26 protein-coding genes are annotated in these 21,459 nt (G+C 66.7%); 10 read left to right on the top strand and 16 right to left on the bottom strand.

The genetic code is table 11. The annotated features are described in order from the left end of the window. Positions 1-5 precede the first annotated feature (5 nt). Genes arsC through ACRYLO_RS10800 form a run of 3 tightly spaced genes read right to left on the bottom strand, consistent with a single transcriptional unit; the run spans position 6 to position 1,256 of the window. Positions 6-440, bottom strand: a complete 435-nt coding sequence (gene arsC, locus ACRYLO_RS10810; protein WP_482660157.1) for an arsenate reductase (glutaredoxin) — start codon at positions 438-440, stop codon at positions 6-8. Positions 441-450: 10 nt separating this feature from the next. Then, positions 451-921: an ArsI/CadI family heavy metal resistance metalloenzyme gene (locus ACRYLO_RS10805; protein WP_482660156.1), complete on the bottom strand. Its 471-nt coding sequence runs from the start codon at positions 919-921 to the stop codon at positions 451-453. Next, complete coding sequence (locus tag ACRYLO_RS10800) at positions 918-1,256, bottom strand: ArsR/SmtB family transcription factor (protein WP_482660155.1); 339 nt, start codon at positions 1,254-1,256, stop codon at positions 918-920. Before ACRYLO_RS10800 ends, ACRYLO_RS10805 begins: the two co-directional genes overlap by 4 nt. A 139-nt stretch (positions 1,257-1,395) precedes the next feature. Here ACRYLO_RS10800 and ACRYLO_RS10795 point away from each other — a divergent pair, with 139 nt between their 5' ends. Beyond that, a complete protein-coding gene (locus ACRYLO_RS10795; RefSeq protein WP_482660154.1) occupies positions 1,396-1,833 on the top strand; it encodes a hypothetical protein in 438 nt (145 codons plus the stop codon). Here ACRYLO_RS10795 and ACRYLO_RS10790 read toward each other — a convergent pair. Both ACRYLO_RS10790 and ACRYLO_RS10785 read right to left on the bottom strand, forming a co-directional pair. Beyond that, positions 1,811-3,241 carry a transglutaminase-like domain-containing protein gene (locus tag ACRYLO_RS10790; RefSeq protein WP_482660153.1) on the bottom strand — a complete coding sequence of 477 codons (1,431 nt, stop codon included), beginning with the start codon at positions 3,239-3,241 and terminating at the stop codon, positions 1,811-1,813. The genes ACRYLO_RS10795 and ACRYLO_RS10790 overlap by 23 nt on opposite strands. A 43-nt stretch (positions 3,242-3,284) precedes the next feature. Continuing rightward, positions 3,285-3,701, bottom strand: a complete 417-nt coding sequence (locus tag ACRYLO_RS10785) for a VOC family protein (RefSeq protein ID WP_482660152.1) — start codon at positions 3,699-3,701, stop codon at positions 3,285-3,287. A gap of 58 nt (positions 3,702-3,759) precedes the next feature. On the opposite strand from ACRYLO_RS10785, the gene ACRYLO_RS10780 reads away from it, so the two are divergent. Continuing rightward, complete coding sequence (locus tag ACRYLO_RS10780) at positions 3,760-4,305, top strand: winged helix-turn-helix transcriptional regulator (RefSeq protein ID WP_482660151.1); 546 nt, start codon at positions 3,760-3,762, stop codon at positions 4,303-4,305. Here the strand turns inward: ACRYLO_RS10780 and zapE are convergent, their stop codons facing one another. The 6 genes from zapE to ACRYLO_RS10750 form a co-directional block, all read right to left on the bottom strand. Further along, positions 4,306-5,418, bottom strand: coding sequence for a cell division protein ZapE (gene zapE / locus ACRYLO_RS10775; RefSeq protein ID WP_482660150.1), 1,113 nt, complete (start codon positions 5,416-5,418; stop codon positions 4,306-4,308). 103 nt (positions 5,419-5,521) lie between these two features. Continuing rightward, a complete protein-coding gene (locus ACRYLO_RS10770) occupies positions 5,522-5,977 on the bottom strand; it encodes a PaaI family thioesterase (RefSeq protein WP_482660149.1) in 456 nt (151 codons plus the stop codon). Between the two features lie 21 nt (positions 5,978-5,998). Next, positions 5,999-6,781, bottom strand: a complete 783-nt coding sequence (locus ACRYLO_RS10765) for a succinate dehydrogenase iron-sulfur subunit (protein ID WP_294018319.1) — start codon at positions 6,779-6,781, stop codon at positions 5,999-6,001. Between the two features lie 199 nt (positions 6,782-6,980). Then, complete coding sequence (gene creD, locus ACRYLO_RS10760) at positions 6,981-8,333, bottom strand: cell envelope integrity protein CreD (RefSeq protein ID WP_482660148.1); 1,353 nt, start codon at positions 8,331-8,333, stop codon at positions 6,981-6,983. 117 nt (positions 8,334-8,450) lie between these two features. Continuing rightward, the gene (locus ACRYLO_RS10755) at positions 8,451-9,077 is read right to left on the bottom strand and encodes an ATP-dependent Clp protease proteolytic subunit (RefSeq protein WP_482661725.1); all 627 of its coding nucleotides are present in this window, start codon (positions 9,075-9,077) and stop codon (positions 8,451-8,453) included. A 168-nt stretch (positions 9,078-9,245) separates the two neighbouring features. Further along, positions 9,246-10,229: a C13 family peptidase gene (locus ACRYLO_RS10750; protein ID WP_482660147.1), complete on the bottom strand. Its 984-nt coding sequence runs from the start codon at positions 10,227-10,229 to the stop codon at positions 9,246-9,248. Between the two features lie 98 nt (positions 10,230-10,327). On the opposite strand from ACRYLO_RS10750, the gene ACRYLO_RS10745 reads away from it, so the two are divergent. Continuing rightward, a complete protein-coding gene (locus ACRYLO_RS10745; RefSeq protein ID WP_482660146.1) occupies positions 10,328-10,570 on the top strand; it encodes a type II toxin-antitoxin system ParD family antitoxin in 243 nt (80 codons plus the stop codon). Beyond that, positions 10,567-10,902, top strand: a complete 336-nt coding sequence (locus ACRYLO_RS10740) for a type II toxin-antitoxin system RelE/ParE family toxin (protein WP_482660145.1) — start codon at positions 10,567-10,569, stop codon at positions 10,900-10,902. Before ACRYLO_RS10745 ends, ACRYLO_RS10740 begins: the two co-directional genes overlap by 4 nt. A gap of 24 nt (positions 10,903-10,926) precedes the next feature. Here the strand turns inward: ACRYLO_RS10740 and sdhA are convergent, their stop codons facing one another. The 3 genes from sdhA to sdhC are packed head-to-tail and all read right to left on the bottom strand — an operon-like array spanning position 10,927 to position 13,591. Continuing rightward, positions 10,927-12,729, bottom strand: coding sequence for a succinate dehydrogenase flavoprotein subunit (gene sdhA / locus ACRYLO_RS10735; RefSeq protein WP_482660144.1), 1,803 nt, complete (start codon positions 12,727-12,729; stop codon positions 10,927-10,929). After that, a complete protein-coding gene (gene sdhD / locus ACRYLO_RS10730) occupies positions 12,729-13,127 on the bottom strand; it encodes a succinate dehydrogenase, hydrophobic membrane anchor protein (protein WP_482660143.1) in 399 nt (132 codons plus the stop codon). The genes sdhA and sdhD overlap by 1 nt, the downstream gene beginning before the upstream one ends. Beyond that, positions 13,127-13,591 (bottom strand): succinate dehydrogenase, cytochrome b556 subunit, encoded by a 465-nt coding sequence (sdhC, locus tag ACRYLO_RS10725; RefSeq protein ID WP_482660142.1) that lies wholly within the window; start codon positions 13,589-13,591, stop codon positions 13,127-13,129. Before sdhC ends, sdhD begins: the two co-directional genes overlap by 1 nt. A gap of 210 nt (positions 13,592-13,801) precedes the next feature. Here sdhC and ACRYLO_RS10720 point away from each other — a divergent pair, with 210 nt between their 5' ends. From ACRYLO_RS10720 to ACRYLO_RS10700, 5 genes are all read left to right on the top strand, one after another. Beyond that, positions 13,802-15,145, top strand: a complete 1,344-nt coding sequence (locus ACRYLO_RS10720) for a methyl-accepting chemotaxis protein (protein ID WP_482660141.1) — start codon at positions 13,802-13,804, stop codon at positions 15,143-15,145. A gap of 12 nt (positions 15,146-15,157) precedes the next feature. Then, the gene (locus ACRYLO_RS10715; RefSeq protein ID WP_482660140.1) at positions 15,158-16,522 is read left to right on the top strand and encodes a methyl-accepting chemotaxis protein; all 1,365 of its coding nucleotides are present in this window, start codon (positions 15,158-15,160) and stop codon (positions 16,520-16,522) included. Between the two features lie 218 nt (positions 16,523-16,740). Continuing rightward, complete coding sequence (locus ACRYLO_RS10710; RefSeq protein WP_482660139.1) at positions 16,741-17,442, top strand: SDR family NAD(P)-dependent oxidoreductase; 702 nt, start codon at positions 16,741-16,743, stop codon at positions 17,440-17,442. Continuing rightward, complete coding sequence (bla, locus tag ACRYLO_RS10705; protein WP_482660138.1) at positions 17,432-18,331, top strand: subclass B3 metallo-beta-lactamase; 900 nt, start codon at positions 17,432-17,434, stop codon at positions 18,329-18,331. Before ACRYLO_RS10710 ends, bla begins: the two co-directional genes overlap by 11 nt. Further along, the gene (locus ACRYLO_RS10700) at positions 18,328-19,305 is read left to right on the top strand and encodes a 50S ribosomal protein L11 methyltransferase (RefSeq protein WP_482660137.1); all 978 of its coding nucleotides are present in this window, start codon (positions 18,328-18,330) and stop codon (positions 19,303-19,305) included. Before bla ends, ACRYLO_RS10700 begins: the two co-directional genes overlap by 4 nt. Positions 19,306-19,394: 89 nt before the next feature. Here ACRYLO_RS10700 and phhA read toward each other — a convergent pair whose 3' ends face one another. Then, complete coding sequence (phhA, locus tag ACRYLO_RS10695; protein WP_482660136.1) at positions 19,395-20,264, bottom strand: phenylalanine 4-monooxygenase; 870 nt, start codon at positions 20,262-20,264, stop codon at positions 19,395-19,397. 77 nt (positions 20,265-20,341) lie between these two features. Between phhA and ACRYLO_RS10690 the strand changes: the two genes are divergently transcribed. Further along, positions 20,342-21,064, top strand: coding sequence for an alpha/beta fold hydrolase (locus ACRYLO_RS10690; protein WP_482660135.1), 723 nt, complete (start codon positions 20,342-20,344; stop codon positions 21,062-21,064). 125 nt (positions 21,065-21,189) lie between these two features. Here the strand turns inward: ACRYLO_RS10690 and ACRYLO_RS10685 are convergent, their stop codons facing one another. Further along, positions 21,190-21,441, bottom strand: a complete 252-nt coding sequence (locus ACRYLO_RS10685) for a hypothetical protein (protein ID WP_482660134.1) — start codon at positions 21,439-21,441, stop codon at positions 21,190-21,192. Between the last annotated feature and the right edge of the window lie 18 nt (positions 21,442-21,459).

The following is a 21,459-nucleotide window of genomic DNA, read 5'->3' as shown; positions in this document are numbered from 1 at the left end:
TCCTGTCAGGAAAGTCGGTTGCCGGCGGCGTCGACGACGCGCTCGCCATCTTCCTTGGCAAAGGCGCCGCGCTGTGCGGTGGGGAGCAGGTCGAGCACCGCTTCGGACGGACGGCACAAGGCAACGCCGAGCGGGGAGACGACCACCGGGCGGTTGATCAGCACCGGATGCGCCAGCATCGCGTCGAGCAGCGCATCGTCTGACAAGCTGGCGTCGTCGAGGCCGAGTTCGGCATAGGGCGTACCCTTCTCCCGCAGCCAGTCGCGCGGCGTCGCGCGTGCGCGGGCGAGCAGCTCGACCAGCAGCGCGCGGCTGGGTGGGGTTTTCAAATACTCCACCACATGCGGCTCGATCCCGGCATTGCGGATCATCGCCAGCGCGTTGCGCGACGTGCCGCAATCGGGGTTGTGGTAAATGACGATATCGACCGGCTCTGACATCGCGCGCTCCTCAGCAGCAGGCGGATTTCGGAGCCGGCGCGATCTGCGGCGCGCAGCATGCATCGGGTCGGGCATTGTCCGACAGCGCGGACAAAGCGGGGGATTCGCCGTAAACGGTGGCCTCACCCTCGGTCAGAAAGGCTTCCCACACGACGCCGTCGGGATCGGCGATCCAGCTCTTTTCGCTCTTGGCGTAACAGCAGGTGGTCGCCCCTTCCTCCAGCACCGGGCGGTCGGCAGCGCGCAGGCGGCCATAGACTTCGACCAGCTCGTCGCCATCCTCGACCTGAATGCCGAGATGTTCGATCCCCGTGGCGGCGTGATTGCCGCTGGAAATCGCGAAGTTGACGCGCGGATCCTCCAGCATCCACTTGGCGTAATCGGGCTTGGTCACGCTGGGCTCCGCGCCGAACAGAGTGGAATAGAAGGCGATCGAGCGATCGAGATCGGTGACGCCGACATGGACGTGCATACGCTTCATGCGGATTTCCTTTCGGGCTGTTCGGCCGGGGCCGCGCATCCCGCGCCGCCGCAGCAATTTTCCATGAGATAGCCAAGCAGGCCGTTCATTGCGGCATAGTCGGCGGCGTAGATCAGCGATCGCCCTTGCCGCGTCTGGCTGACCAGCCCGGCGCGGTTGAGATGGGCGAGATGGAAGGACAGCGAGGAGGCGGGGACGCCGAGCTTTTCGGCGATCATGCCGGCGGGCAGGCCGTCCGGCCCGGCCTGAACCAGCAGGCGGAACAGCGCGAGGCGATGTTCCTGCGCCAGTGCGGCCAGGGCGGTTACGGCGGCGCTGTCGTTCTTTATTTCCATGATTGTTGAAATATCGAATCGACGTGCCGGGCGCAAGTCATATTTTGACAATCGTGGAAACGTCGAAGTGTACTGGAAATCGCGCCTGACTCGCGGCGCAAATTGGGTTACGCTGGCGCAAACGACCGGAGAGCATGCCATGGCCAAGTTCCCGAAGATCGACAGCCCCTGTCCTTACAAGGCCGATCTGGCCGCGATCCTGGACGGCGATTTCTGTCGCATGTGCAAGCGTGAGGTGTTCGACCTGTCGGGTTGGAGCGACGGCGAGCGGGTGGCGTTCCTGAAAGGATGCGAGACCGAGGTGTGCGTGCGCTACACGCTCCCGGTGCGGCCTGCGCTGGCTGCTGCGGCGCTGGCGGCGGCGGTGATCGCGTTGCCGGTGGCGGCGCAGGAGCCGACGGTGGTCTATGGCGACACAGCAGTGCCGGACGAGGATTATGACATGATCATCGTCGGCGGGGTCAAGGATCCCAAGGCGGTGGCGATGGTCGAGGATCCGGCCGATGCGAACCTGCCCGAACTGCCGGTGGTCTATGACGACGCGCCGCAGCCGGTCACGGTGAAGCCCGCGTCCTGACCTCCGCCAGCGATTGCCAGTCGAGCAGGCTGGCAAGCTGTCCCGCCGCCGCGATCGCGCGTGCATCGCCATCGCCGATGGTGAGCGCGATATGCGTGGCGTCGAACCCGTCGAGCGACATGTCGAAGCTGCGCCAGGCGCCGTCGACATAGGCGAGCGTCCAGCTGTGCGGCATGAACACGTTGCTGACGCCGTGATAGCGTTCGCGCGAATAGACGAGGCCGCTGGCGACGCGGGTGGGGATGCCCGCCGCGCGTCCCAGTGCCGCGAGCACGACCGCGTCTTCGGTGCAGTCCCCGCTGCCTGAGGCGAGCGCATCGGCGGCGCTGCGATGGCCGGTAAAGTCGATTTTGTGCATGACGGTGCGGGCGCGGACCGCCAGTTCCTCCATCGTTCGCGCGGGCGATAGCTGGCGGCGGATCACCGGGCGGGCGAGCGCCATGACGCGGGGATGGTCATGCTGCAGCCAGGCGGTGGCGCGGCGGGCATCGGCAAGGGTCGCCGGATCGCTGGGCAGGCCGGGGCCGCAGCTGGTGCAGATATCGAGTGTGATGCCGGTCGCGTCGGCGGTCACGCGTTGCTCCCGGGTTGCGGGCGGGGTAAAGGCGATGCCGTCGATAAAGCCGAAGCGGTAGCGGATATGGCCCTGTGCGGCTGCCGGGCCGATCCGCACGGGCGACTTGGCCATGACATTGCGCAGCAGGCGATAGGGCGGATGCGGGCGCAGCGCGGTGTCCCGGTCGGCGGGACGGGTGGTGACCGCGACGCCGAACATCGGCTGAATCGCCGCGACGATGCGCCCGGATGCGTCGAGGTCGAGCCGCATGATCCCGCGCAGTTCGGTGCCGTCATAGCGTTTGCGCAACGCCGTCAGCGTGCCGGGACGCTGGGTCGGCGCGCGTTCGATCGTCATGCGCTCGACCAGCCCGGCGGCAGGGTTGAGGTTGAGGAAGGCGAGCGGCGTGTCGCCCATCCAGCCGCGCATCAGTCCCTCGCCATTGTCGAAGCGGGTGCCGGGGGGCAGCGCAACGCGGGTCACGTGGCGACCGCTTTCGCTCTGGCGGGTGATGGTGGCGCTGGTCGCCGCGATCCGGGTTTCGGTGCGGCGGATTGTGCGGCCGTCGCGCGACTCGGTCACGATCAGCAGCGGGCGGCCCGATGCATCGAAGCGGGTCGTGGTCGTATCGGTCAGCGTGGTGCTCGGCCGCTCGCCATCGGCCAGCCGCAGCTCGCGCTGTTCGACCGTTTCGCGTCCGTCGGGCAGCGCACGGCTGGTGGTGGAAGCGTGGCCCAGCACTGCCCCGGCATCGTCGGCGATGACATACCAGCCCTGCGGCGCGGGATCGGCCTGACGCGCGCCGGGCAATGCTGCCGCGGCGAGGGTCAGGAAGAACAGGCGGCGCAGCATCCCGCGATGCTACGCCGCACGTGCGTGCAGCGCTAGAGGCCGCTCACCCCGCCTCGCCGCCGGACAGGTCCTGATAGAACATCAGCGCATTGCCGTCGGGGTCGTAGAAGGTGAGCAGGCGCACCATGCCGGGGATTTCGTTGATCGGGCCGTCCTGCCGCACGCCGGCGGCATCCAGCGCCGCCTTCGCCGCGTCGAGATCGGTGACGCCGAAGGTCAGGGTCGCGCCGCCCGGCCCGCCCGCGCTTTCGACCTGCGACAGGCCGACGCTGACGCGTGCAACCGCTGAGCGCAGTTCGCACCATGCAATCTCGTCCATCCGGTACATCAGCTCCATGCCGAGCACATTCTCATACCAGGGGATCGAGCGGTCGAGGCTGGTGACGCTGAGCGCACAGGTCAGTCCGCCGTCATAGCTGATCGCAGTTGTGGGTGCCTCAAGAGTAGCTTCACTTGCCATATCGTCCTCCCGACTCTATGGTTCCATTTGTATAGCAGATTGTGATTTGGTCAAGCGCGTGGATGATCCTGTTCTGACAAGTGCGGTGCTGCAGCGGCTGGCGGCGGGGCGGTGGACAATCCCCGTGCTGGCGTTGCTCAGCCGCGAACAGGGATCGCGCTTCGCGGTGATCGAGCGGCGCTTTGCCCTGTCGCGCAACAGCCTCACGCGGACGCTGGCGTATTTGCGTGAACAGGGCTGGGTGATCCCCAATCCCGGCCATGGCCACCCGCTGCGCCCCGAATATGTGCTGACCGACAGCGGCCGCGCGATCGGCGCGGCGTGCGAGCGGATCGAGGATGTGCGCGTGCGCCTGGGGCTGCAAGCACCCGACCTGTCGCGCTGGACGCTGCCGGTGGCGGGCGGGCTGGGCGACGACTGGACCCGCTTCAACGCGCTCCAGTCGCGGCTGGCCCCGGTCACGCCGCGCGCGCTGTCGCTGACGCTGCAGGCGATGATCGGGCAAGATCTGGTGACGCGGCGGCTGGAGGACCGGTTTCCGCCGGTGGCGCTCTATGGCCTTACCGGGCGGGGGACGGAACTGGCGGAGGCGGTGGCGGGGTGATCAGGCTGCCGTGCCATGCCCCTGCGCCAGGTACTCCTCCGACTGCATCTCCATCAGGCGGCTCACCGTCCGCTCGAACTCGAACTTGCCGTCACCCTCGGCATAGAGGTCGATCGGGGCGGCGTCGGCCATCGCCAGCAGCTTGACCTTATGCTCGTACAGCGCGTCGATCAGCGTGACGAAGCGCGCCGCCTCGTTGCGGTTTTCCGGACCTAGGCGTGGGATGCCGACGATGATGACGGTGTGATAGCGGCGGGCGATGGCGAGATAGTCGGACGCGCCGCGCGCCTCCTCACACAGCCGCTTGAACGAGAAGACGGCGACGCCCTTCAGCGCCTTGGGCACGTGCAGCGTGCGGCCCTGTACCGACAGATCCTCGCTCGGCACATGCGCGCGATCCTCGACCGGATAATCGGTCAGGCGGAAGAAAGCGGCGGAGAGGGTGGCGGTGTTGGCGGGGCTGTTGGGCACCAGCCAAGTATCCATCGTGCCGAGCCGGTCGCGGCGATAATCGGTCGGGCCATTCAATGGCAGGACGTCGAGCTTGTCCTTGAGCAGCGCGATGAAGGGCAGGAAGCTGTCGCGCTGCAGCCCGTCCTTGTAGAGATCGTCGGGCGGGCGGTTCGATGTCGCCACCACGGTCAGCCCCTCGGCCATCATCGCGGTGAACAACCGGCTGAGGATCATCGCGTCGGCGGTGTTGTTGATCACCATTTCGTCGAATGCGAGCAGGCGAAGATTCTCGGCAAGCGCCTTGGCCACCGGCGGGATTGGGTCGCCGGCCTCCTTCTTGCGCTCCTCGGCGATGCGGGCGTGGACCTCGATCATGAACTCGTGGAAATGCACGCGGCGCTTGCGCTCGATGCGGACGCAGCCGAAGAACAGGTCCATCAGCATCGATTTGCCGCGCCCGACGCCGCCCCACATATACACGCCGCGCGGTGCCTCGGGCGCGCGGCGGGCAAGGCGCCACAGTACGCTGCCCTTGCGCGGGCCCTGTTCGAGCTCGTGCGCGAGATGCGCGAGGCGGCGTGCCGCTGCGGCCTGGTCCGGGTCGGCGCGCAACTCGCCGGCGGCCACCAGCGCCTGGTAGCGTTCGAGCACACCGGTCATTGGAAGTTCCTAACGTCCGTTTGGGCTGAGCTTGTCGAAGCCCCGCCCCGGACGTTGCGCTTGCGGCCCTTCGACAGGCTCAGGGCAAACGGATGTTGGACGGTCATGGCACCGGCGAGGATTTGCGGACGGTGCCGGAGAAGCTGGCGAGGACATTGTCCTCCTGCCGCACCAGTCCGCGCATGAACAGCATCCGCCCGGTTTCGCGCAGCAGTTCGACCTCGGCCACGATCGGTTCGCCGATGCGGCTGGTGCCGATGAACTGCGCCGACAGGTCGAGCGTCACTGCGCCTCCTGCCGAGAGCACGCCAAAGCTGCGCGCGGCGGCGAACAGCGCGACGTCCATGAAGCCGAGCAGCGCGCCGCCATGGGTCGAATCGCGCAGGTTCGAATGTTCGCGCCCCGGCACCATCCGCACCAGCGCCTTGCCGTCCTCGATCCGCGTCAGGATCGGGCCGAGAAACGCGTTGAAGCGCGTCGGATCGCGCAGCTCCCAACGCTTCCAACCCGGATGGTCCGGGTCGTCCACATAGACGAAATGCGTGTCGGCCTGCGACAAGTCAGAGGGTGCCGAGGCGGATCAGACGACCCGCTCGGCTTCCATCTTCTTGATCTCTGCAATCGCCTTGGCGGGGCTCAGGCCCTTGGGGCAGACATTGGCGCAGTTCATGATCGTGTGGCAGCGATAGAGGCGGAACGGATCCTCCAGCTCGTCGAGCCGCTCGCCGGTCGCCTCGTCGCGGCTGTCGGCCAGCCAGCGATAGGCCTGAAGCAGGATCGCCGGTCCCAGGAACCGGTCGCTGTTCCACCAATAGCTGGGGCAGCTGGTCGAGCAGCAGGCGCACAGAATGCACTCATAGAGGCCGTCGAGCTTGGCGCGATCCTCCGGCGACTGCAGCCGCTCCTTGCCCGAAGGCGGCGGGGTGACGGTCTGCACCCACGGCTTGATCGAGGCATATTGCGCGTAGAAATGGGTAAAGTCGGGGACCAGGTCCTTGATCACGTCCATCGCGGGCAGCGGCGTGATCTTGATGTCGCCCTTGATATCCTCGATCGCGGTGGTGCAGGCGAGGCCGTTCTTGCCGTCCATGTTCATCGAACACGACCCGCAAATGCCTTCGCGGCACGAGCGGCGGAAGGTGAGCGACGGGTCGATCTCCGACTTGATCTTGATCAGCGCGTCCAGGACCATCGGGCCGCATTCGTCCAGGTCGATGGTGAAGCTGTCGTAGCGCGGGTTCTTCCCCGAATCCGGGTCATAGCGATAGATGGTGAAGGTTTTTTTCCGCGATGCCCCCGCCGGCGCCGGATGCGCCTTGCCCTTCGTGATCTTGCTGTTCTTCGGCAGGACGAAATCGGCCATCGGGAACCTCTTAAACTACACTGCGGACAGGGCAGCGACGCAGCCGCTCCGGCCCTTATTGCAGGCCAGATACATAACCGCTGCCCGCCCTGCAAATATAAGGTGACGTTGGACCGTTCTCAATCGGAGCGGGATCGAAATTGTCGGCGCCAGGCGACAGCATGGGAGAGGAAAACATCCCTCTCCCATGCCATGCTGTTCAGCTTTCCGACGGGTCGGCGCTGCGACCGCTCCAGTCGAGATTGCGGGTGAGATACATCACTGCCGCCAGCGCCGCGAACAGCAGCAGCGATCCGATCAGCAGCGAATAGGCTTCGAGGCTGAGCAGGATGTAGAGGACGCCATAGAGCGCCACGAGCAGGCCGGCGATGAACCCGGCACGGCGGCGGCTGCCCAGCACCGCGCCGCTATAGGCGGTGAGGAGCGCGATGACCCCGCCGGCGGCGACCAGATAGGCCGGGGTGAACCCGATTACCTCGGCAAAGGCGAGCAGCAGCACGAAGAACAGCACAAGTGCCGCGCCGACCAGCAGATACTCCACTGCCGACACGCGCACGCCCGCGACGACATCGAACAGCAGGAAGGCCATGAAAGTGAAGCCGATGAACAAGAAGCCGTATTTCACGCTGCGATTGACCTGCGCATAGAGGTCGACCGGCTGGATCAGCCCGACCTGCGCTGCGGACGATGGCGCAACGCTGGGCGAACGCGAGTCATAGGCGGGCTGGGGCTCGCGGGAGTCTGCGGGCGAGTCGCTGGTCGTGACCAGCGTCGTGCCGAGCGCAAGGTTCGAGATGCGATAGGTCGCGCTGAACCCGCTGGCCGTAACGTTTCGCGCTTCGGGTAGGAAGCCGCCGGTAAAGCTGGGGTGCTGCCACGGCGAGGTCACGGTCCAGCGCGTCGCCCCTGCACGCGGGGCGAGTGCGACGACCGAATGGCCGCGCAGGGCAAAGGCGAATTTTGCGGTAACCGGCCGCTCGCGCAGGGCCGAGGCGTCGAGATTGGCGAAGAAGCCCGATCCACCGGTGGCGGCGACGCCGTTGCCGGGCTGGGCGGGGGCGGGCTGGCCGTCGATCGTGATGCGGTTGGTGGGCTTCAGGCCGCGCGGGTCGGCGACGCCGAAGCGCAGCTCGGCCTTGTCATACTCCAGCGTGGCGAGATCGACGATGCGCGCAGCGTCGGGCGGCAGGCGGAAGGACGCGCTGCCCGAGATGTCGGCATCGTACACCACCGACTCATAGATCGATCGCGTGCGCCGCTCCGGATTGATCCGCGTGTCGAGGTCGAGCGTGTCGGGGGCGATAAACAGCTGGCGGCGCTGCGTGGTGGTGCGGGTCACGGGCTTGCCATTTTCCTGTACCGTCTCGGTCACCGGCAGCGCGTAGGGAATGACGAGCAGCGGACCGGCCAGCGTTTGCGGCCCACCCCACCCCTCGGCGATGCTGCTGCGCGCGGTCTCCGACTGGCTCTGCCGGTCATAGACGAGCAGATAGACCGCGAAGAGCGGGATCGTCAGCACCGCGCCGACGAGCAGCGCGAGCAGCATTTTCATTCCCGGCGAACGATTTGTGGCGGGCAGGTCCATGAGCGACTCCTGTCAGTGAAGTCGCCAGCGTAGCGCGCCGCAGTCCCGCCGCCATGAGCGATCGGTGAGCTTTTCCTGAGCAGGTCAGATCACGTCGAGCACCAGCCCCAGGTCGCGCGCTTCCTCCGCCTCCAGATACAGGTTCGACGGGGCCTTTTTGCACAGTTCGTCAAAACCGAGCTTCGATCCGGCGACAATGTCGCGGAACCCCTCTTCCTCGATGCGGATCGATTCCTCGATCTCATGCAGCTTGGCCTGCAGGATCGGGACGAGCGTCTTGAGCGGACCTTCGAGATGCACGTCGCAGGTCAGCTTGCGCTCATGGATCATCAGCCGTGTTCCCTGGGTCAGGAAGCGCTTGTCGACCGGGAAATGCGCCATGAAGGTCGCGCCGGCCGAATAAACCGCGACCTTACCCAGGAACAGGATTTCGCGCCCGGTGAACTCGCGCAGCAGCCGTACCTCGTCACCCATCAGCCGCGCGACTTCGGGGTCGCCGCCGAGCGTCGAGATCGCGATCACCAGCGTGCCCTCGGTCGGTGCCGCAGCGAGCTGGTCGCGGAAGCTGTGGTACATCGCATGGTCGACCGGGCCGGACAGGCAGATATGCGGCGTCGCAAGCAGCGGGTAGCGCGTACTGTAGGGGGCTGGCGCGGCGGGCGCGGGGGGCGCGTCGGAGGCCGGGGCGGGGATGTCGAATGTCTGAGTCATCGCCCGCGCAACCATCGGCCGCGGACTAGGTTCCCGCCGCCTTCGTCGCATCGCGTCGCGCACGCCGATCGCGACCAGCACAACACCGGCCGCGATCAGCGCGACGAAGGCGAGGGGGATGAGCGGTTCCACGCCGCCTCAACCCGCAAGTGGGCAAAAGGATCAGCCCTAGGGACGCTGCAGGCTATCGACCGACGGTTTGCCCACGGGCTGGGTCGCGATCTTGGGCATGCGCGCTTCCAAAGGTTTCAGCCACGCCTGCACCTCGACCCCGATGCTCTGCTGGGGCAGCGACGGCTTGAGCCGGCCGCGCGTCTCCCATCCGGCGATCTCGGCGAACGCTTCGGTCACGGCCGCACCTAGCGGCTGGGGCTTGCGCAGCGCGCGATTGACCAGCGCGTCGCCGAAAAAGGTCCAGTCATTCTCCGCCGCGCAGCCGAAGGAGGAGCGGTCCGAAGCTGCGGCGCTGATCACGGCGCTTTGCGGCCCCGACAGCGGTGGCACGAACACGCCCGAATAACAGGCGCTGACAATCAGCAGCCGCCGCTCGATCCGATGTGCGCGTAGCAGCGCGGCAAGGCGGCGGGGCGAGATCGCGCCGAACCCCTCATTGCCGTCATTATAGACGACCCCGAACGGCGCGCCGTGGCTGGTGGTGTAGAGGATCAGCACGTCCTCCTGCTCGTCCATCAACTCCGCGATACGGGCGAGCGCGGCTTCGAAATTAGCGGGCGATCCCATCGGGAGCGGGGAGGGTGCCTTGCCGTCGCTGCCGCCGAGCGTGATCGTGCGGCCGAGTGCGTCGTAGCGGCGTGCAAGCACCTTGCCCGCCTCCCGCGCCTCGCGCCCGAACACCGGATCACTATCGAGCGCGACCGAGAGGACATAGGCATCGACCACCCCCTTGCGCTGGGGGAGCAGGGCGCCAAGCGCGCGGGTCAGGCGGCGATGTTCGGCCAGCGCATAGGTTGCCGGCCGATCCCGCTCGATCTGGGTGCCGCCATCGGCCTGCTGCACCACCTCCTCCGGCGTCGAGCGCGTCAGGGCGGGCGGCGGGGGTGCGGTGTGCCTGGGCGGAGTATAGGGCCGTTGCTGCGCAGACGCGGCGGGAAGCGCGAGCAGCGCCAAGGCTAATGGCAGGATCGAACGCATCAATTCACCCCCTGACGGCGAAGGTGATGGGCCAAGGCGATCTGGTCAAGCGTCCGCTCGGCGTTGCTGCCGGTACCGGATTTTGGTAATATCGTGGCATGGCTGCCAAGAACACCAGCGTCGCCCTGGGCGACCACTTTACCGCCTTCGCCGCGCAGCAGGTCGCGTCGGGACGCTACGGCTCGATGAGCGAGGTCATCCGCGCGGGACTGAGGCTGCTGGAGGATGAGGAGCAGCGCTTTGCCGAATTGCGGGCGGCAATCGAGGATGGCTTGGCGAGTGGTGAGCCCGTTCCCTTCGACTTTGAGGCGTGGCTCGCATCGAAGACCGCCGCTGAGTGACGCTCGCGCTGGAACTCCTGCCTGGCGCCATTGCCGACCTCGACTCGATCTACGCCTATTCGGCCGAACATTGGGGATTGGAACAGGCCGAAGCCTACCTGCGGGCGTTGAATGCGCGGATGCAGGGGTTGCGGCGCTTCCCCGCACTTGGCACCGCGCAGGACGCGTTACACCCCGGACTACGCCGGATCGGCGAGGGCAGCCACAGCATCTATTATCTGATCCGCGACGAGACGGTGCTGATCGTCCGCGTCCTGCATGACCGCATGGACACAAAGCGCGCGCGCTTCACGCTCCAGCAGCCAGCACCGGAGTATCGCGCGGAGATTTAGCTGGCGGCCTGGACCGCCAGCAAATCAATACACCCGCTTCTTCGGCTTGATATACTCGACCTCGTCGGTGAGCGTGTAGTCATGGACCGGGCGATAGTCGATCGCGACCGCGCCGCCCTTGCCGCCCCAGCCTTCGAAGCTCGCCACGGTGTGCTTCATCCAGGTCGCGTCGTCGCGATCCGGGAAGTCCTCGTGCATGTGGGCGCCGCGCGATTCCTTGCGGTTGTCGGCGCTGCGGATCGTGACGACGGCCTGGCTGATCAGATTGTCCAGCTCCAGCGTCTCGATCAGGTCGGTGTTCCAGATCAGCGAGCGGTCGGTCACGCCGACATCGTTCATGCTCTGATAGATCGCGTCCATCTTCGTCACGCCCTCGGCGAGCAGCGCGGTGTCGCGGAACACGGCGGCGTTGCGCTGCATCGTGCGTTGCATTTCCGCGCGGATCTTCGCGGTCGGGGTGCCGCCCTTGGCGTTGCGGAAATGGTCGAGGCGGGTGAGCGCAAACTCCTCCGACCCCTTGGGCAGCGGGTTGTGCGGCGTGTTGGGCTTGAGCAGCTCCTTCAGCCGCAGGCCGGTCGCACGGCCGAACACGACCAGATCGATCAGGCTGTTCGAACCCAGGCGGTTGGCGCCGTGCACCGACACGCACGCCGCTTCACCGACCGCGAACAGGCCGGGGACGACCGCATCGGGGTTGCCGTCGCGCAGCTGCACGACTTCGCCGTGATAGTTGGTCGGCACGCCGCCCATATTGTAATGGACCGTCGGCACCACCGGCAGCGGCTTCTTGGTCAGGTCGACGCCTGCGAAGATCTTGCCCGTTTCGGTGATCCCCGGCAGCCGCTGTGCGAGCACATCGGCGGGAACATGGTCGAGGTGCAGGAAGATATGGTCGCTGTCCTTGCCGACGCCGCGGCCCTCACGGATCTCCATCGCCATCGAACGCGCAACGACGTCGCGGCTGGCGAGATCCTTTGCCGAGGGAGCGTAGCGCTCCATGAAGCGCTCACCTTCGGAGTTGGTGAGGTAGCCGCCTTCACCGCGCGCGCCTTCGGTGATCAGCACGCCCGCGCCATAGATGCCGGTCGGGTGGAATTGCACGAACTCCATGTCCTGCAGCGCGATGCCGGCGCGCAGTGCCATGCCGTTGCCGTCGCCGGTGCAGGTGTGTGCGCTGGTCGCTGACTGGTACACGCGCCCGCCGCCGCCGGTGGCGAGGACCACGGCGTGGCTGCGGAAGCGGTGAATGCTGCCATCCTCCATGCACATGGCGATCACGCCACGGCACGCGCCGTTTTCCATGATCAGGTCGAGCGCGAAATATTCGATGAAGAAGTCCGCGTCATACTTCAGCGACTGCTGGTACAGCGCGTGCAGCATCGCATGGCCGGTGCGGTCGGCCGCGGCGCAGGTGCGCTGCACCGGGGGGCCTTCGCCCATATTCTGCATATGGCCGCCGAATGGGCGCTGATAGATCGTCCCGTCGTCGTTTCGGCTGAACGGCACGCCGGCATGTTCCAGCTCGATCACCGCCGCCGGTGCTTCGCGCACCATATATTCGATCGCGTCCTGGTCGCCGAGCCAGTCCGACCCCTTGACGGTGTCGAACATGTGCCAGGTCCAGTGATCGGGCGAATTGTTGCCGAGCGAGGCGGCGATGCCGCCCTGCGCCGCCACGGTGTGCGACCGGGTCGGAAACACCTTGGTGATGCACGCGGTTTTCAGACCCGCCTCGGCGCAGCCCATGGTTGCGCGCAGGCCCGAACCGCCCGCGCCGACGACGACGGCGTCATAGCTGTGATCGATGATCTTGTAGGCGGCGGACATCAGGCGGGTGCTCCGGTAGCAACGGTGGTGAAGGCGATCTTCAGGATCGAGAAGATCGCGAACGTTCCGGCGGCAAGGGTGAAATAGTTGAGCAGCGTCAGCAGCACGATGCGCGTTTCGTCATGCTGATAATCCTCGATCACCACCTGCAGCCCCAGACGGAAATGATCGAAGACGCTGATCACCAGCAGGATCATCGGCACGGCGGCGATCGGTGCCGACAACCACGCCTGAACCGTTTCATAGCCCAGGTCGGGGAGGCGGATGAGGCTGACGATCAGCCAGGTCATCAGCAGCAGGTTCGACCCCGCCGTCATGCGTTGGTGCAGCCAGTGATGCGTGCCTTCATGCGCCGAGCCGAGACCGCGCACGCGGCCGATGCTGGTTCCGGTACCCATTACTTCTTCTCCACCGCGATCGGGGTTTCGGTCTTCGGTGCCTTGGCCAGTTCGCCATAGACGATCCAGCCCCACAAAGCGGCGGTCAGCGCGACCGACACGACCATGGTCAGCACCGCGAAGCTTTTGTTCGTCTTCAGCTCATAGCCGGCACCGGCATCCAGGAAGAAGTGGCGGATGCCGGTCATCATGTGCTGAAAGAAGCTGAGCGTCAGCCCGATGCCCAAGACATAGCCGATGAGGTTCGGTGCGCCGCTTTCGACCGTGATGCAGTCGAGGAACTTGGCATAGCCCTCAGGCCCCGACGCCAGCGCGTACAGCCACCACAGGAACACACCGACCCCGACGGTCGCCATCCCGGTGCCTGTCACGCGGTGCAGGATCGAGACCAGCATGTGCGGTCCCCATTTCCAGACCTGGAGATGCGGTGAAAGCGGGCGGTTGATGTTGCGGGCCTTGGCCACGGCGTGTCCCCTATGATTTGCGCCTCCAAATAGCCCCCGCCGCCGCCGATGCAAGAAGCTAGAGCCCGAATGGGCTTCAGGCTGCAAATCATCTGTCCCTAACTCACCCTTAACCACTTTGCTTGTAGCGATATGAGTAAGGTCCGGAGCGAAGTGCGTCCGGGACAATGGGGGACTGTTTCCGTGGCTGGAGTGCGAGCGAACACCGATATGCCCGCAAGCGGAGCGATGAGCGCGCGGATCGACATCGCCGAGCGGCTGCGAATCTTTGACTTTGACGGGTCAATGGACCGCCTGAGTCGGGATGTCTGGGCGTTGCTGGAGCCGGAGATTCGCTCGGTTTCTGAAGCCTATTGGCAGCAATGGCTGCGCTGCTTTGCCGATGAGCGCGACTGGGCGCCCGACGATACCCAGAAGATGATCGATGTCGGGGTCGTCTTCCTGCGCAACCGGTTTCTCGACACACGCGGGCGGGCGTGGATCGAATCGATCGAGCGGTCCGTGGCCGCTGCCTATGGTGCCGATGTCGCCCCGACGGCGCTGCTGTCGATGATCAACGCCAGCGACCGCGCGGCGCTCGACGTGCTGGTGCGTCGCGTGGAGCCGGGCGATGTGCGCCTGTCCACGCTGATCGACACGTTGATGCGGCTGTCCGCGCTGGAAAGCGACATCACCGTCGAAATCTACAATCTCTATCGCGAATATAGCGCGCAGGTGGCGCGCGATCGGCTTGCCAGCCAATTCCGCGACTCGATCGGCACCACAGTCGAGCGCGCGTCGAGCGAGGGCGAATCCTTGCGCGCGCAGGCGAGCCACACCTCGTCGGCCGCACGCGGCATGCTGGGCAAGGCGAGCGAGGTCGCTGCCGCCGCCGAACAATCGGCACTCGCGATGCGCGAAGCGGCGCATACCGCAGCGGGCCTGATCCGCGCGATCGAGGATGCCCGGACCGAGGTTGAGGTCGCCGCCGATGTCGCGACGCGCGCTTCGGCACAGGCGGGCGAGGCGGTGGCGATGAGCGAGATGCTGTCCGACCACGCCAAGTCGATCGAATCGATCCTGGGCCTGATCCGCGACATTGCCGGCCAGACCAATTTGCTGGCGCTCAATGCGACGATCGAGGCCGCCCGCGCGGGCGACGCCGGGCGCGGCTTTGCCGTGGTGGCGCAGGAGGTGAAGAGCCTAGCCAACCAGACCGCACGTGCGACCGACGACATTGCGGGCAAGATCGCCGCGATCCAGTCGGCGACGCGCGGCACGGTCGAAACCAACGCTTCGATCCGCAACACGGTACAAGAAGTGCAGGCGAGCGCCGACCGCATCCGCGGTGCGATGGAAGTTCAGGCGCAGACGGTGACCGCGATCACGGCGGCGGTCGACGAAACCGCGCTGGCGGCGGATTCCATGTCCGCGACGATCGGCGCGATCCGCGAGGAAACCGAAAGCGTCGCCAGCGATATCGAGCGGGTCGGGGCCGGTTTTGCCGCACTCGATGCCGAACTCGGCACACTCAAGAACAGCGCGGGCGAATTCGTCGCAAAAGTCGCTGCATGATGGAGGGGATTAATGGCCGGAGCCAAGGAGCTCGGGCAGTGGAGCGGCGACGACCGCCCCATTGCCGAGCGAATCCGCGATTATGACTGGGACGGCGCGATTGCCACGGGATGCGCGCGCATCGCCGAGCTGATCGGCGACGATTTCGAGACCATCGCGCGCGCCTTCTGGACGCATTATCTGACGCTTCCCGGCACCGAACATGTCCGCGGCTATTTCGTCGGGGAGCGGCTGGAAAAGCAGATCGCCGTCAGCACGCGCTACACCCGCGTCAAATATGCGCGCCCGTTCGAGCGCGAATGGGTCGAGATGGCGGCCAAGCACGCCGACGACACGCATCGCGCGCGGATTCCGTTGCGTGCGTTGCTGTCGGCATTTGCCTTTGCCCATGCCCGCACCTTCGAAGTGCTGAGCGATCGACTGCCCGACGATGTCGCGACCTTCCGCCAGTTGAGCGACGTTGCCACGCGCATGTCGATGCTGGAGGCGGACTTCATGGCCTCGCGGCTGGGCGTGCGCGACGCGGAACTCGCCCGGAATGAGCGCAAGGGGCAGTCGGACCGGTTCCGCGCCGACATTGCCGGAACGATCGACATGACCAGCACGCTGGGCGCGCGGGTCCGCGATCAGGCACGCGGCGCGGCGAACGCGGCGCGCGGGATGCAGGGCAAGACCAACGAGGTTGCCGCCGCCGCCGAGCAATCGGCGCTGGCGATGCGCGAGGCCGCGTCGACCGCCGCCGGGCTTATCCGCGCGATCGAGGATGTCCGCGCGCAGGTCGAAGGCGCGAGCGACGTCGCCCAGCGGGCCAGCGCGCATGCGAGCGAGGCGGTGATGATGAGCGCGACGCTCGCCGGGCACGCCCAGTCGATCGAATCGATCCTGGGCCTGATCCGCGAGATTGCGGGGCAAACCAATTTGCTGGCGCTGAATGCGACGATCGAGGCGGCGCGTGCCGGGGATGCCGGACGCGGCTTTGCGGTGGTGGCACAAGAGGTGAAGAGCCTCGCCAGCCAGACTGCGCGTGCGACCGACGATATCGCGGCCAAGATCGCCGCGATCCAGTCGGCGACCGACCAGACGGTGGCGACCAGCACCACGATCCGCGCGACGGTGAGCGAGGTTCAGGCCAGCGCCGACCGCATCCGCGACGCGATGGCGATGCAGGCACAGACGGTGACCGCGATCACGGCGGCGGTCGACGAAACCGCACTGGCGGCGGATTCGATGTCCGACACGATCAGCGCGATCCGTGAGGACAGCCATGCCGTGGCGGGCGAGATCGACTCGCTGGAGCACGCATTTGGCGAGATTGACGCGCGGCTGGGGCAGCTCAGTGATGCGGCGACCAGCTTTTCGGCAAACGTGGCGGCCTAAACTTCTTCATCCCCCTCCCGCATGCGGGAGGGGCTAGGGGAGGGCCTGTCCACGCAGGCGACCAGACGCCCGTTTGCCCTGAGCTTGTCGAAGGGCCGCAGCACAACAGATGTTTGGAACGGCCCTTCGACAGGCTCAGGGCAAACGGCTGTTAAGCTCTCCCCCGCAAGCGGGAGGGGAGATTTGACATGCGGGGCGTTGCGACTAACCGGGTCGCCATGACGACCCATATCCTAGTGACCGGTTCCAGCCGCGGCATCGGCGCCGCGATCCTCGCCAGCTTCGACGGCTGCGACGTGCGTACGGTGGGGCAGGGGACGGCGAGCGGCATCCCCGCCGACTTCACCGACCCGGCTGCGCCCGCCGCCTTGTGGCAGGCCGCGCTCGACCAGCTCGACGGGCGGATCGACGTGCTGGTCAACAATGCCGGGATTTTCGAGGCGGCGCCGATCGACCTCGACGACGCTGACTGGCTCGCGGCGTGGGAGCGGACGATGCAGGTCAATCTGACCGCCTCGGCCCAGCTCAGCCGCTTTGCGGTCAGGCACTGGCAGGAGCGGGGCGAAGGTGGACGCCTGATCAACATCGCCAGCCGCGCCGCCTATCGCGGCGACTCGCCGGCGCATTGGCATTATGCCGCGTCAAAGGCGGGCATGATCGGCATGACCAAGAGCATCGCGCGCGGCTATGCGAAGGAGGGCATCCTCGCCTTCGCCATTTGCCCCGGCTTCACCATGACCGGCATGGCCGAGGATTATCTCGCCAGCCGCGGCGGCGACAAATTGCTCGCCGACATCCCGCTCGGCCGTGTCGCAATGCCCGATGAGGTCGCGACCATGGCCCGCTTCTGCGCGCTCGAGACACCCGCGTCCATGACCGGCGCGGTGCTCGACGTGAACGGGGCGAGCTATGTCCGTTAAGGCAGCGCTGCTTGCGGCGCTACTCGGCGGATGCGCGGCATCGGCCCCGGCTCCGCAGGCGAGTGCGCCCGCCGGAGGCGTATCCGGCACGGAGCATGTCGCGCAATGCAAGGGCCGCGACGGGTGGAGCGATGCCGCGCCGCCGGTGCAGGTCTACGCCAATGTCTGGCAGGTCGGCACCTGCGGCATCGTCGCGCTACTGGTCACGTCGGACGCGGGCCATATCCTGATCGACGCCGCGACCGACGAAGTCGCGCCCGGCATCGCGCGCAATATCGAGCGGCTCGGCTTCAAGCTGTCCGACGTGAAGATCATCCTCAACGGGCATGAGCATCTCGATCATGCCAGCGGGATCGGTGCGCTCCAGCGGAAGACCGGCGCGCGCCTGTTCGCGCGCGCCCCCGCCCGCGCCGCGCTGGAAAGCGGCGAGGCGTCGGCGGACGATCCGCAGCTGGGCATGAACCCGAAATTCCCCGGCGCGCGCGTCGACGGCATCGTCGCGGACGGCGAGGTCGTCCGGCTCGGCCCGCTCGCACTCACCGCCCATGCGACGCCCGGCCACACGCCAGGATCGACCAGCTGGTCGTGGCGCAGCTGCGCGGGCGCGGAATGCCGGAACATCGTTTACGGCGACAGCATCAGCGCACTGTCCAACGACAGCTACCGCTTCGCCGACCACCCCGCCTATGTCGCGGCCTTCCGCGCCGGGCTTGACCGGCTGGCGGGGCTGGAGTGCGATATCCTGATCACCCCACATCCCGGCGCGAGCGACTTTCACGCACGCCTCGCCGGAGGCGCGCCGCTAGTCGATGCGAAGGCATGCGCCAACTATGCCGCCGGAGGACGCGCGCGGCTGAATGCGCGGCTGGCCAAGGAACAAACACAATGACCAGCTGGAAACTGACCCTGCCCTGCACCCGCGACGAGGCCGAGGCGATCGATTTCGAGGGGGCGGAGCTGCTGGGCATCGATCCCGCGCCGGTGTTGCTGACCAGCGAGACCATCCCCGACGATCCGCTCGCCTGGCAGCTGGAGGCTTATTTCGAGGCGAAACCGGGCAAGGCCGACATCGCGGCGGTCCGGACGCTGGTGCCGAGCGCGGCGAAGGCCAAGGAGGTCATCGAGCAGATCCCCGACGAGGATTGGGTGACGCTCAGCCAGCAGGGGATCGCGCCGGTCCATGCCGGGCGCTTCTATGTCCACACCTCGACAAATCGCGGGGACGTGCCGGTTGGCGCGAAGAGCTTTCAGATCGAGGCGAGCCGCGCGTTCGGTACGGGTACGCATGAGACCACCGCGGGATGCCTGCGCACGCTCGATGCGATGCGCGCGCGGGGCGAGCGGGTCGATAATCTCATCGATATCGGCACCGGCACCGGGCTGCTCGCCTTTGCCGCGATGCATTTGTGGCCGCGCGCCTATGCCACCGCGTCGGACATCGATCCGGTGTCGGTCGAGGTGACGGCGGAGAATGCGGGGATCAACGGGGTGCCGCTCGGCGTGATGCAGGGCCAGCTCGCGCTCGCCGCTGCCGCCGGGCTGGAGCATCCGCTGCTCACCGGTCGCGCGCCCTATGACCTCGTCATCGCCAATGTGCTGGCCGGCCCGCTGATCGAACTCGCGCCCAGCATCAGCGCGGTGCTGGCCGAGGGCGGGACGCTGATCCTGGCCGGCTTGCTGGAGACGCAGGCGGAGCGGGTCGCGGGTGCGTATCGCCGCCACGGACTGCGGCTGGCGGGCAAGACGCCGATGGGCGACTGGCCGACGCTGCGGCTGCGCAAGCGCACGCGCTATGGCTGGGACCGTACCACCCGCCCGGGTCCGGACGGGCAGGGGCTGGCCCCGGGGTTCGGGAGCTGGTGACACTTTCGTCGTCCCGGCCTTGAGCCGGGACGGGGCTTCTTCTTCCGCAAGAACAGCCCGGCCCCGGGTCAAGCCCGGGGCGACGATGGTTAGCGGTCCCGCCCCAGCGCATAATCCTGTGTCCCGCGCGTGATCACGCGGTCGCCCGGCTCGATCGCCGCGATGGCGATGTCCGGTTGGGCCAGGATCTCGTCATAAAGCGGGGCGAAATCGGTCTCGACCGTCACGCGCAGCAGTTCGTCATAGCTCGGGATCACGAAGTAATTCTGCTGGAAATCGTCGATGCGATATTCGGTCCGCATCACGCGCTTCAGGTCGAAGCCGATCCGGTTGGGACTGTCGCTGTCGAGCGCGTAGCGGCTCTCGCCATGGCTGGACACGATCCCCGCGCCATAGATGCGCAGACCGTCATCCTCCTCGATCAGCCCGAACTCGACCGTGTACCAGTAGAGGCGGGAGAGCTGCTTGAGCGCGCCATGCTCCAGCGCGCGCAGCCCGCCGCGGCCATAGGCCTCCATATAGTCGGCGAACACCGGGTCGGCGAGCAGCGGGACATGGCCGAACACGTCGTGGAAGACGTCGGGCTCCTGCAGATAATCGAGCTGGTCGGCGCGGCGGATGAAATTGCCCGCGACGAAGCGGCGATTGGCCATATGGTCGAAGAACACGTCGTCGGGGACGAGGCCGGGGACGGCGACCACCTGCCACCCCGTCGCCTTCATCAGCCGGTCGGACAGTTCCTCAAAATTCGGAATGCCGCTTTCGGACAGCTTCAGCAGGTCGAGCCCGCGCAGAAACGCCTTGGACGCGCGACCGGGCAGCAGCTTGATCTGGCGCTCATACAGCGTGTCCCACACGGCATGTTCTTCGGCCGTGAAGGCGTCCCAGTTCTGCGGGATCGTCCAGTCGGCGCCCGCGCCTTCCGGGGGACGCTCCAAAACATGGGTTTCACTCATCATGTCCGCAGCATAGCATGGCGACGCGACGCGCGGAACCAAGGGGTTTGCCGGAGCTTGTGTCGGCAAGGAGTGATGCGATGCCCGTAAATGTCGACGCCAAGGCGCCCCCCGCATCGGCCCTGCTCGCCGAATGGCCGCGTGCAGCGCTGTCGCTGGGCTCGCTGCCGTTCGCGTGGAAGGAATTGCTGGCCGAGCCGCGCGGCGACGGGCGGCCGGTGATGACGTTGCCGGGACTGGTCAACAGCGACCTGAGCAACATCGTCATGCGCCGCTATCTCGATGCGCTCGGCTATCGCGCTTACCCTTGGGCGCTCGGCCGCAATTTCGGCGCGCGTGCGATCGGGGCGGAGGGCGAGCGCTTGTTTGACCGGATCGCGCAGGTGCATGGTGAGACCGGACAGAAGGTCACATTGGTCGGCGTGTCGCTGGGCGGCATTATGGCGCGGATCGCGGCGCACCGACACCCGGAGCTGGTGCGCGAAGTGATTACGGTCAGCTCGCCCTTTGCCGGGCTGCCCACTGCGACCAATGTCTGGCGCGTGTTCGAACTGGCGAGTGGTCAGCGCGCCGACGATCCCGCCGTGCGCGCGATGCTAGAGGAGGCGGCGACGCCGCTACCCGTCCCGGCCACTGCGATCTGGAGCGCGAGCGACGGGCTGGTCAACGGCGCGATCTGTCACGAGCCGGACTGCGAAACGGCGCGGTCGATCGAGGTCGATTCGAGCCATTTGTGGGTGCAGATGAAACCGCAAGTGCTGCGCGCAATCGCGCAGACTTTGGGGCGGGGCGCAGCAGTGTAGAGGCCGCGTACCACATCCGTTTGTGCTGAGCTTGTCGAAGCACGGCTCCCGCACTCTCAATCAAGCGCGGTATTCCGCCCTTCGACGAGCTCAGGGCAAACGGACGTTGAACTGCGCAACCCGCATCAATCGCAGTCGTCGGGATCCTTGCGGCACTTTTCGTCCTGCTTCTTGCGCTCGCGGCCTTCCTTGGCCTCTTTCTCGCGCATCTTGCGGCCGTAATTGCGGTCGGCTTCGTCCTGGCTGGTGGTTGCCCAGTCGGCCGCCTTGCCCACGACCTTGACCGGCGCGGTGACGACGTCAAAAGCGGTCTTGGCGACGCAGCCGCCCGACAGCAGCGGCAGCGTGACGACGGCGATAATCAGTCCCTTGCGCATCGCGCAGTCCCTCAACGG

The sequence above is a fragment of the Sphingomonas sp. SDUR79 genome, from assembly GCF_056821745.1.
The sequence above is the reverse complement of the archived record's forward strand: the minus strand, read 5'-3'. Positions and strand labels throughout refer to the sequence as shown.

Coding starts and splice junctions, on each gene's coding strand:
- ACRYLO_RS10755 (WP_482661725.1), bottom strand. CDS start 9,077: ATGACTCAGACATTCGACATCCCCGCCCCGGCCTCCGACGCGCCCCCC.
- sdhD (WP_482660143.1), bottom strand. CDS start 13,127: ATGGGTACCGGAACCAGCATCGGCCGCGTGCGCGGTCTCGGCTCGGCG.
- ACRYLO_RS10690 (WP_482660135.1), top strand. CDS start 20,342: ATGCCCGTAAATGTCGACGCCAAGGCGCCCCCCGCATCGGCCCTGCTC.
- ACRYLO_RS10710 (WP_482660139.1), top strand. CDS start 16,741: ATGACGACCCATATCCTAGTGACCGGTTCCAGCCGCGGCATCGGCGCC.
- ACRYLO_RS10720 (WP_482660141.1), top strand. CDS start 13,802: ATGCCCGCAAGCGGAGCGATGAGCGCGCGGATCGACATCGCCGAGCGG.
- ACRYLO_RS10715 (WP_482660140.1), top strand. CDS start 15,158: ATGGCCGGAGCCAAGGAGCTCGGGCAGTGGAGCGGCGACGACCGCCCC.
- ACRYLO_RS10805 (WP_482660156.1), bottom strand. CDS start 921: ATGAAGCGTATGCACGTCCATGTCGGCGTCACCGATCTCGATCGCTCG.
- ACRYLO_RS10795 (WP_482660154.1), top strand. CDS start 1,396: ATGGCCAAGTTCCCGAAGATCGACAGCCCCTGTCCTTACAAGGCCGAT.
- ACRYLO_RS10750 (WP_482660147.1), bottom strand. CDS start 10,229: ATGCGTTCGATCCTGCCATTAGCCTTGGCGCTGCTCGCGCTTCCCGCC.
- ACRYLO_RS10800 (WP_482660155.1), bottom strand. CDS start 1,256: ATGGAAATAAAGAACGACAGCGCCGCCGTAACCGCCCTGGCCGCACTG.
- zapE (WP_482660150.1), bottom strand. CDS start 5,418: ATGACCGGTGTGCTCGAACGCTACCAGGCGCTGGTGGCCGCCGGCGAG.
- creD (WP_482660148.1), bottom strand. CDS start 8,333: ATGAAAATGCTGCTCGCGCTGCTCGTCGGCGCGGTGCTGACGATCCCG.
- ACRYLO_RS10685 (WP_482660134.1), bottom strand. CDS start 21,441: ATGCGCAAGGGACTGATTATCGCCGTCGTCACGCTGCCGCTGCTGTCG.
- ACRYLO_RS10790 (WP_482660153.1), bottom strand. CDS start 3,241: ATGCTGCGCCGCCTGTTCTTCCTGACCCTCGCCGCGGCAGCATTGCCC.
- phhA (WP_482660136.1), bottom strand. CDS start 20,264: ATGATGAGTGAAACCCATGTTTTGGAGCGTCCCCCGGAAGGCGCGGGC.
- ACRYLO_RS10745 (WP_482660146.1), top strand. CDS start 10,328: ATGGCTGCCAAGAACACCAGCGTCGCCCTGGGCGACCACTTTACCGCC.
- bla (WP_482660138.1), top strand. CDS start 17,432: ATGTCCGTTAAGGCAGCGCTGCTTGCGGCGCTACTCGGCGGATGCGCG.
- sdhA (WP_482660144.1), bottom strand. CDS start 12,729: ATGTCCGCCGCCTACAAGATCATCGATCACAGCTATGACGCCGTCGTC.
- ACRYLO_RS10700 (WP_482660137.1), top strand. CDS start 18,328: ATGACCAGCTGGAAACTGACCCTGCCCTGCACCCGCGACGAGGCCGAG.
- ACRYLO_RS10785 (WP_482660152.1), bottom strand. CDS start 3,701: ATGGCAAGTGAAGCTACTCTTGAGGCACCCACAACTGCGATCAGCTAT.
- arsC (WP_482660157.1), bottom strand. CDS start 440: ATGTCAGAGCCGGTCGATATCGTCATTTACCACAACCCCGATTGCGGC.
- ACRYLO_RS10765 (WP_294018319.1), bottom strand. CDS start 6,781: ATGGCCGATTTCGTCCTGCCGAAGAACAGCAAGATCACGAAGGGCAAG.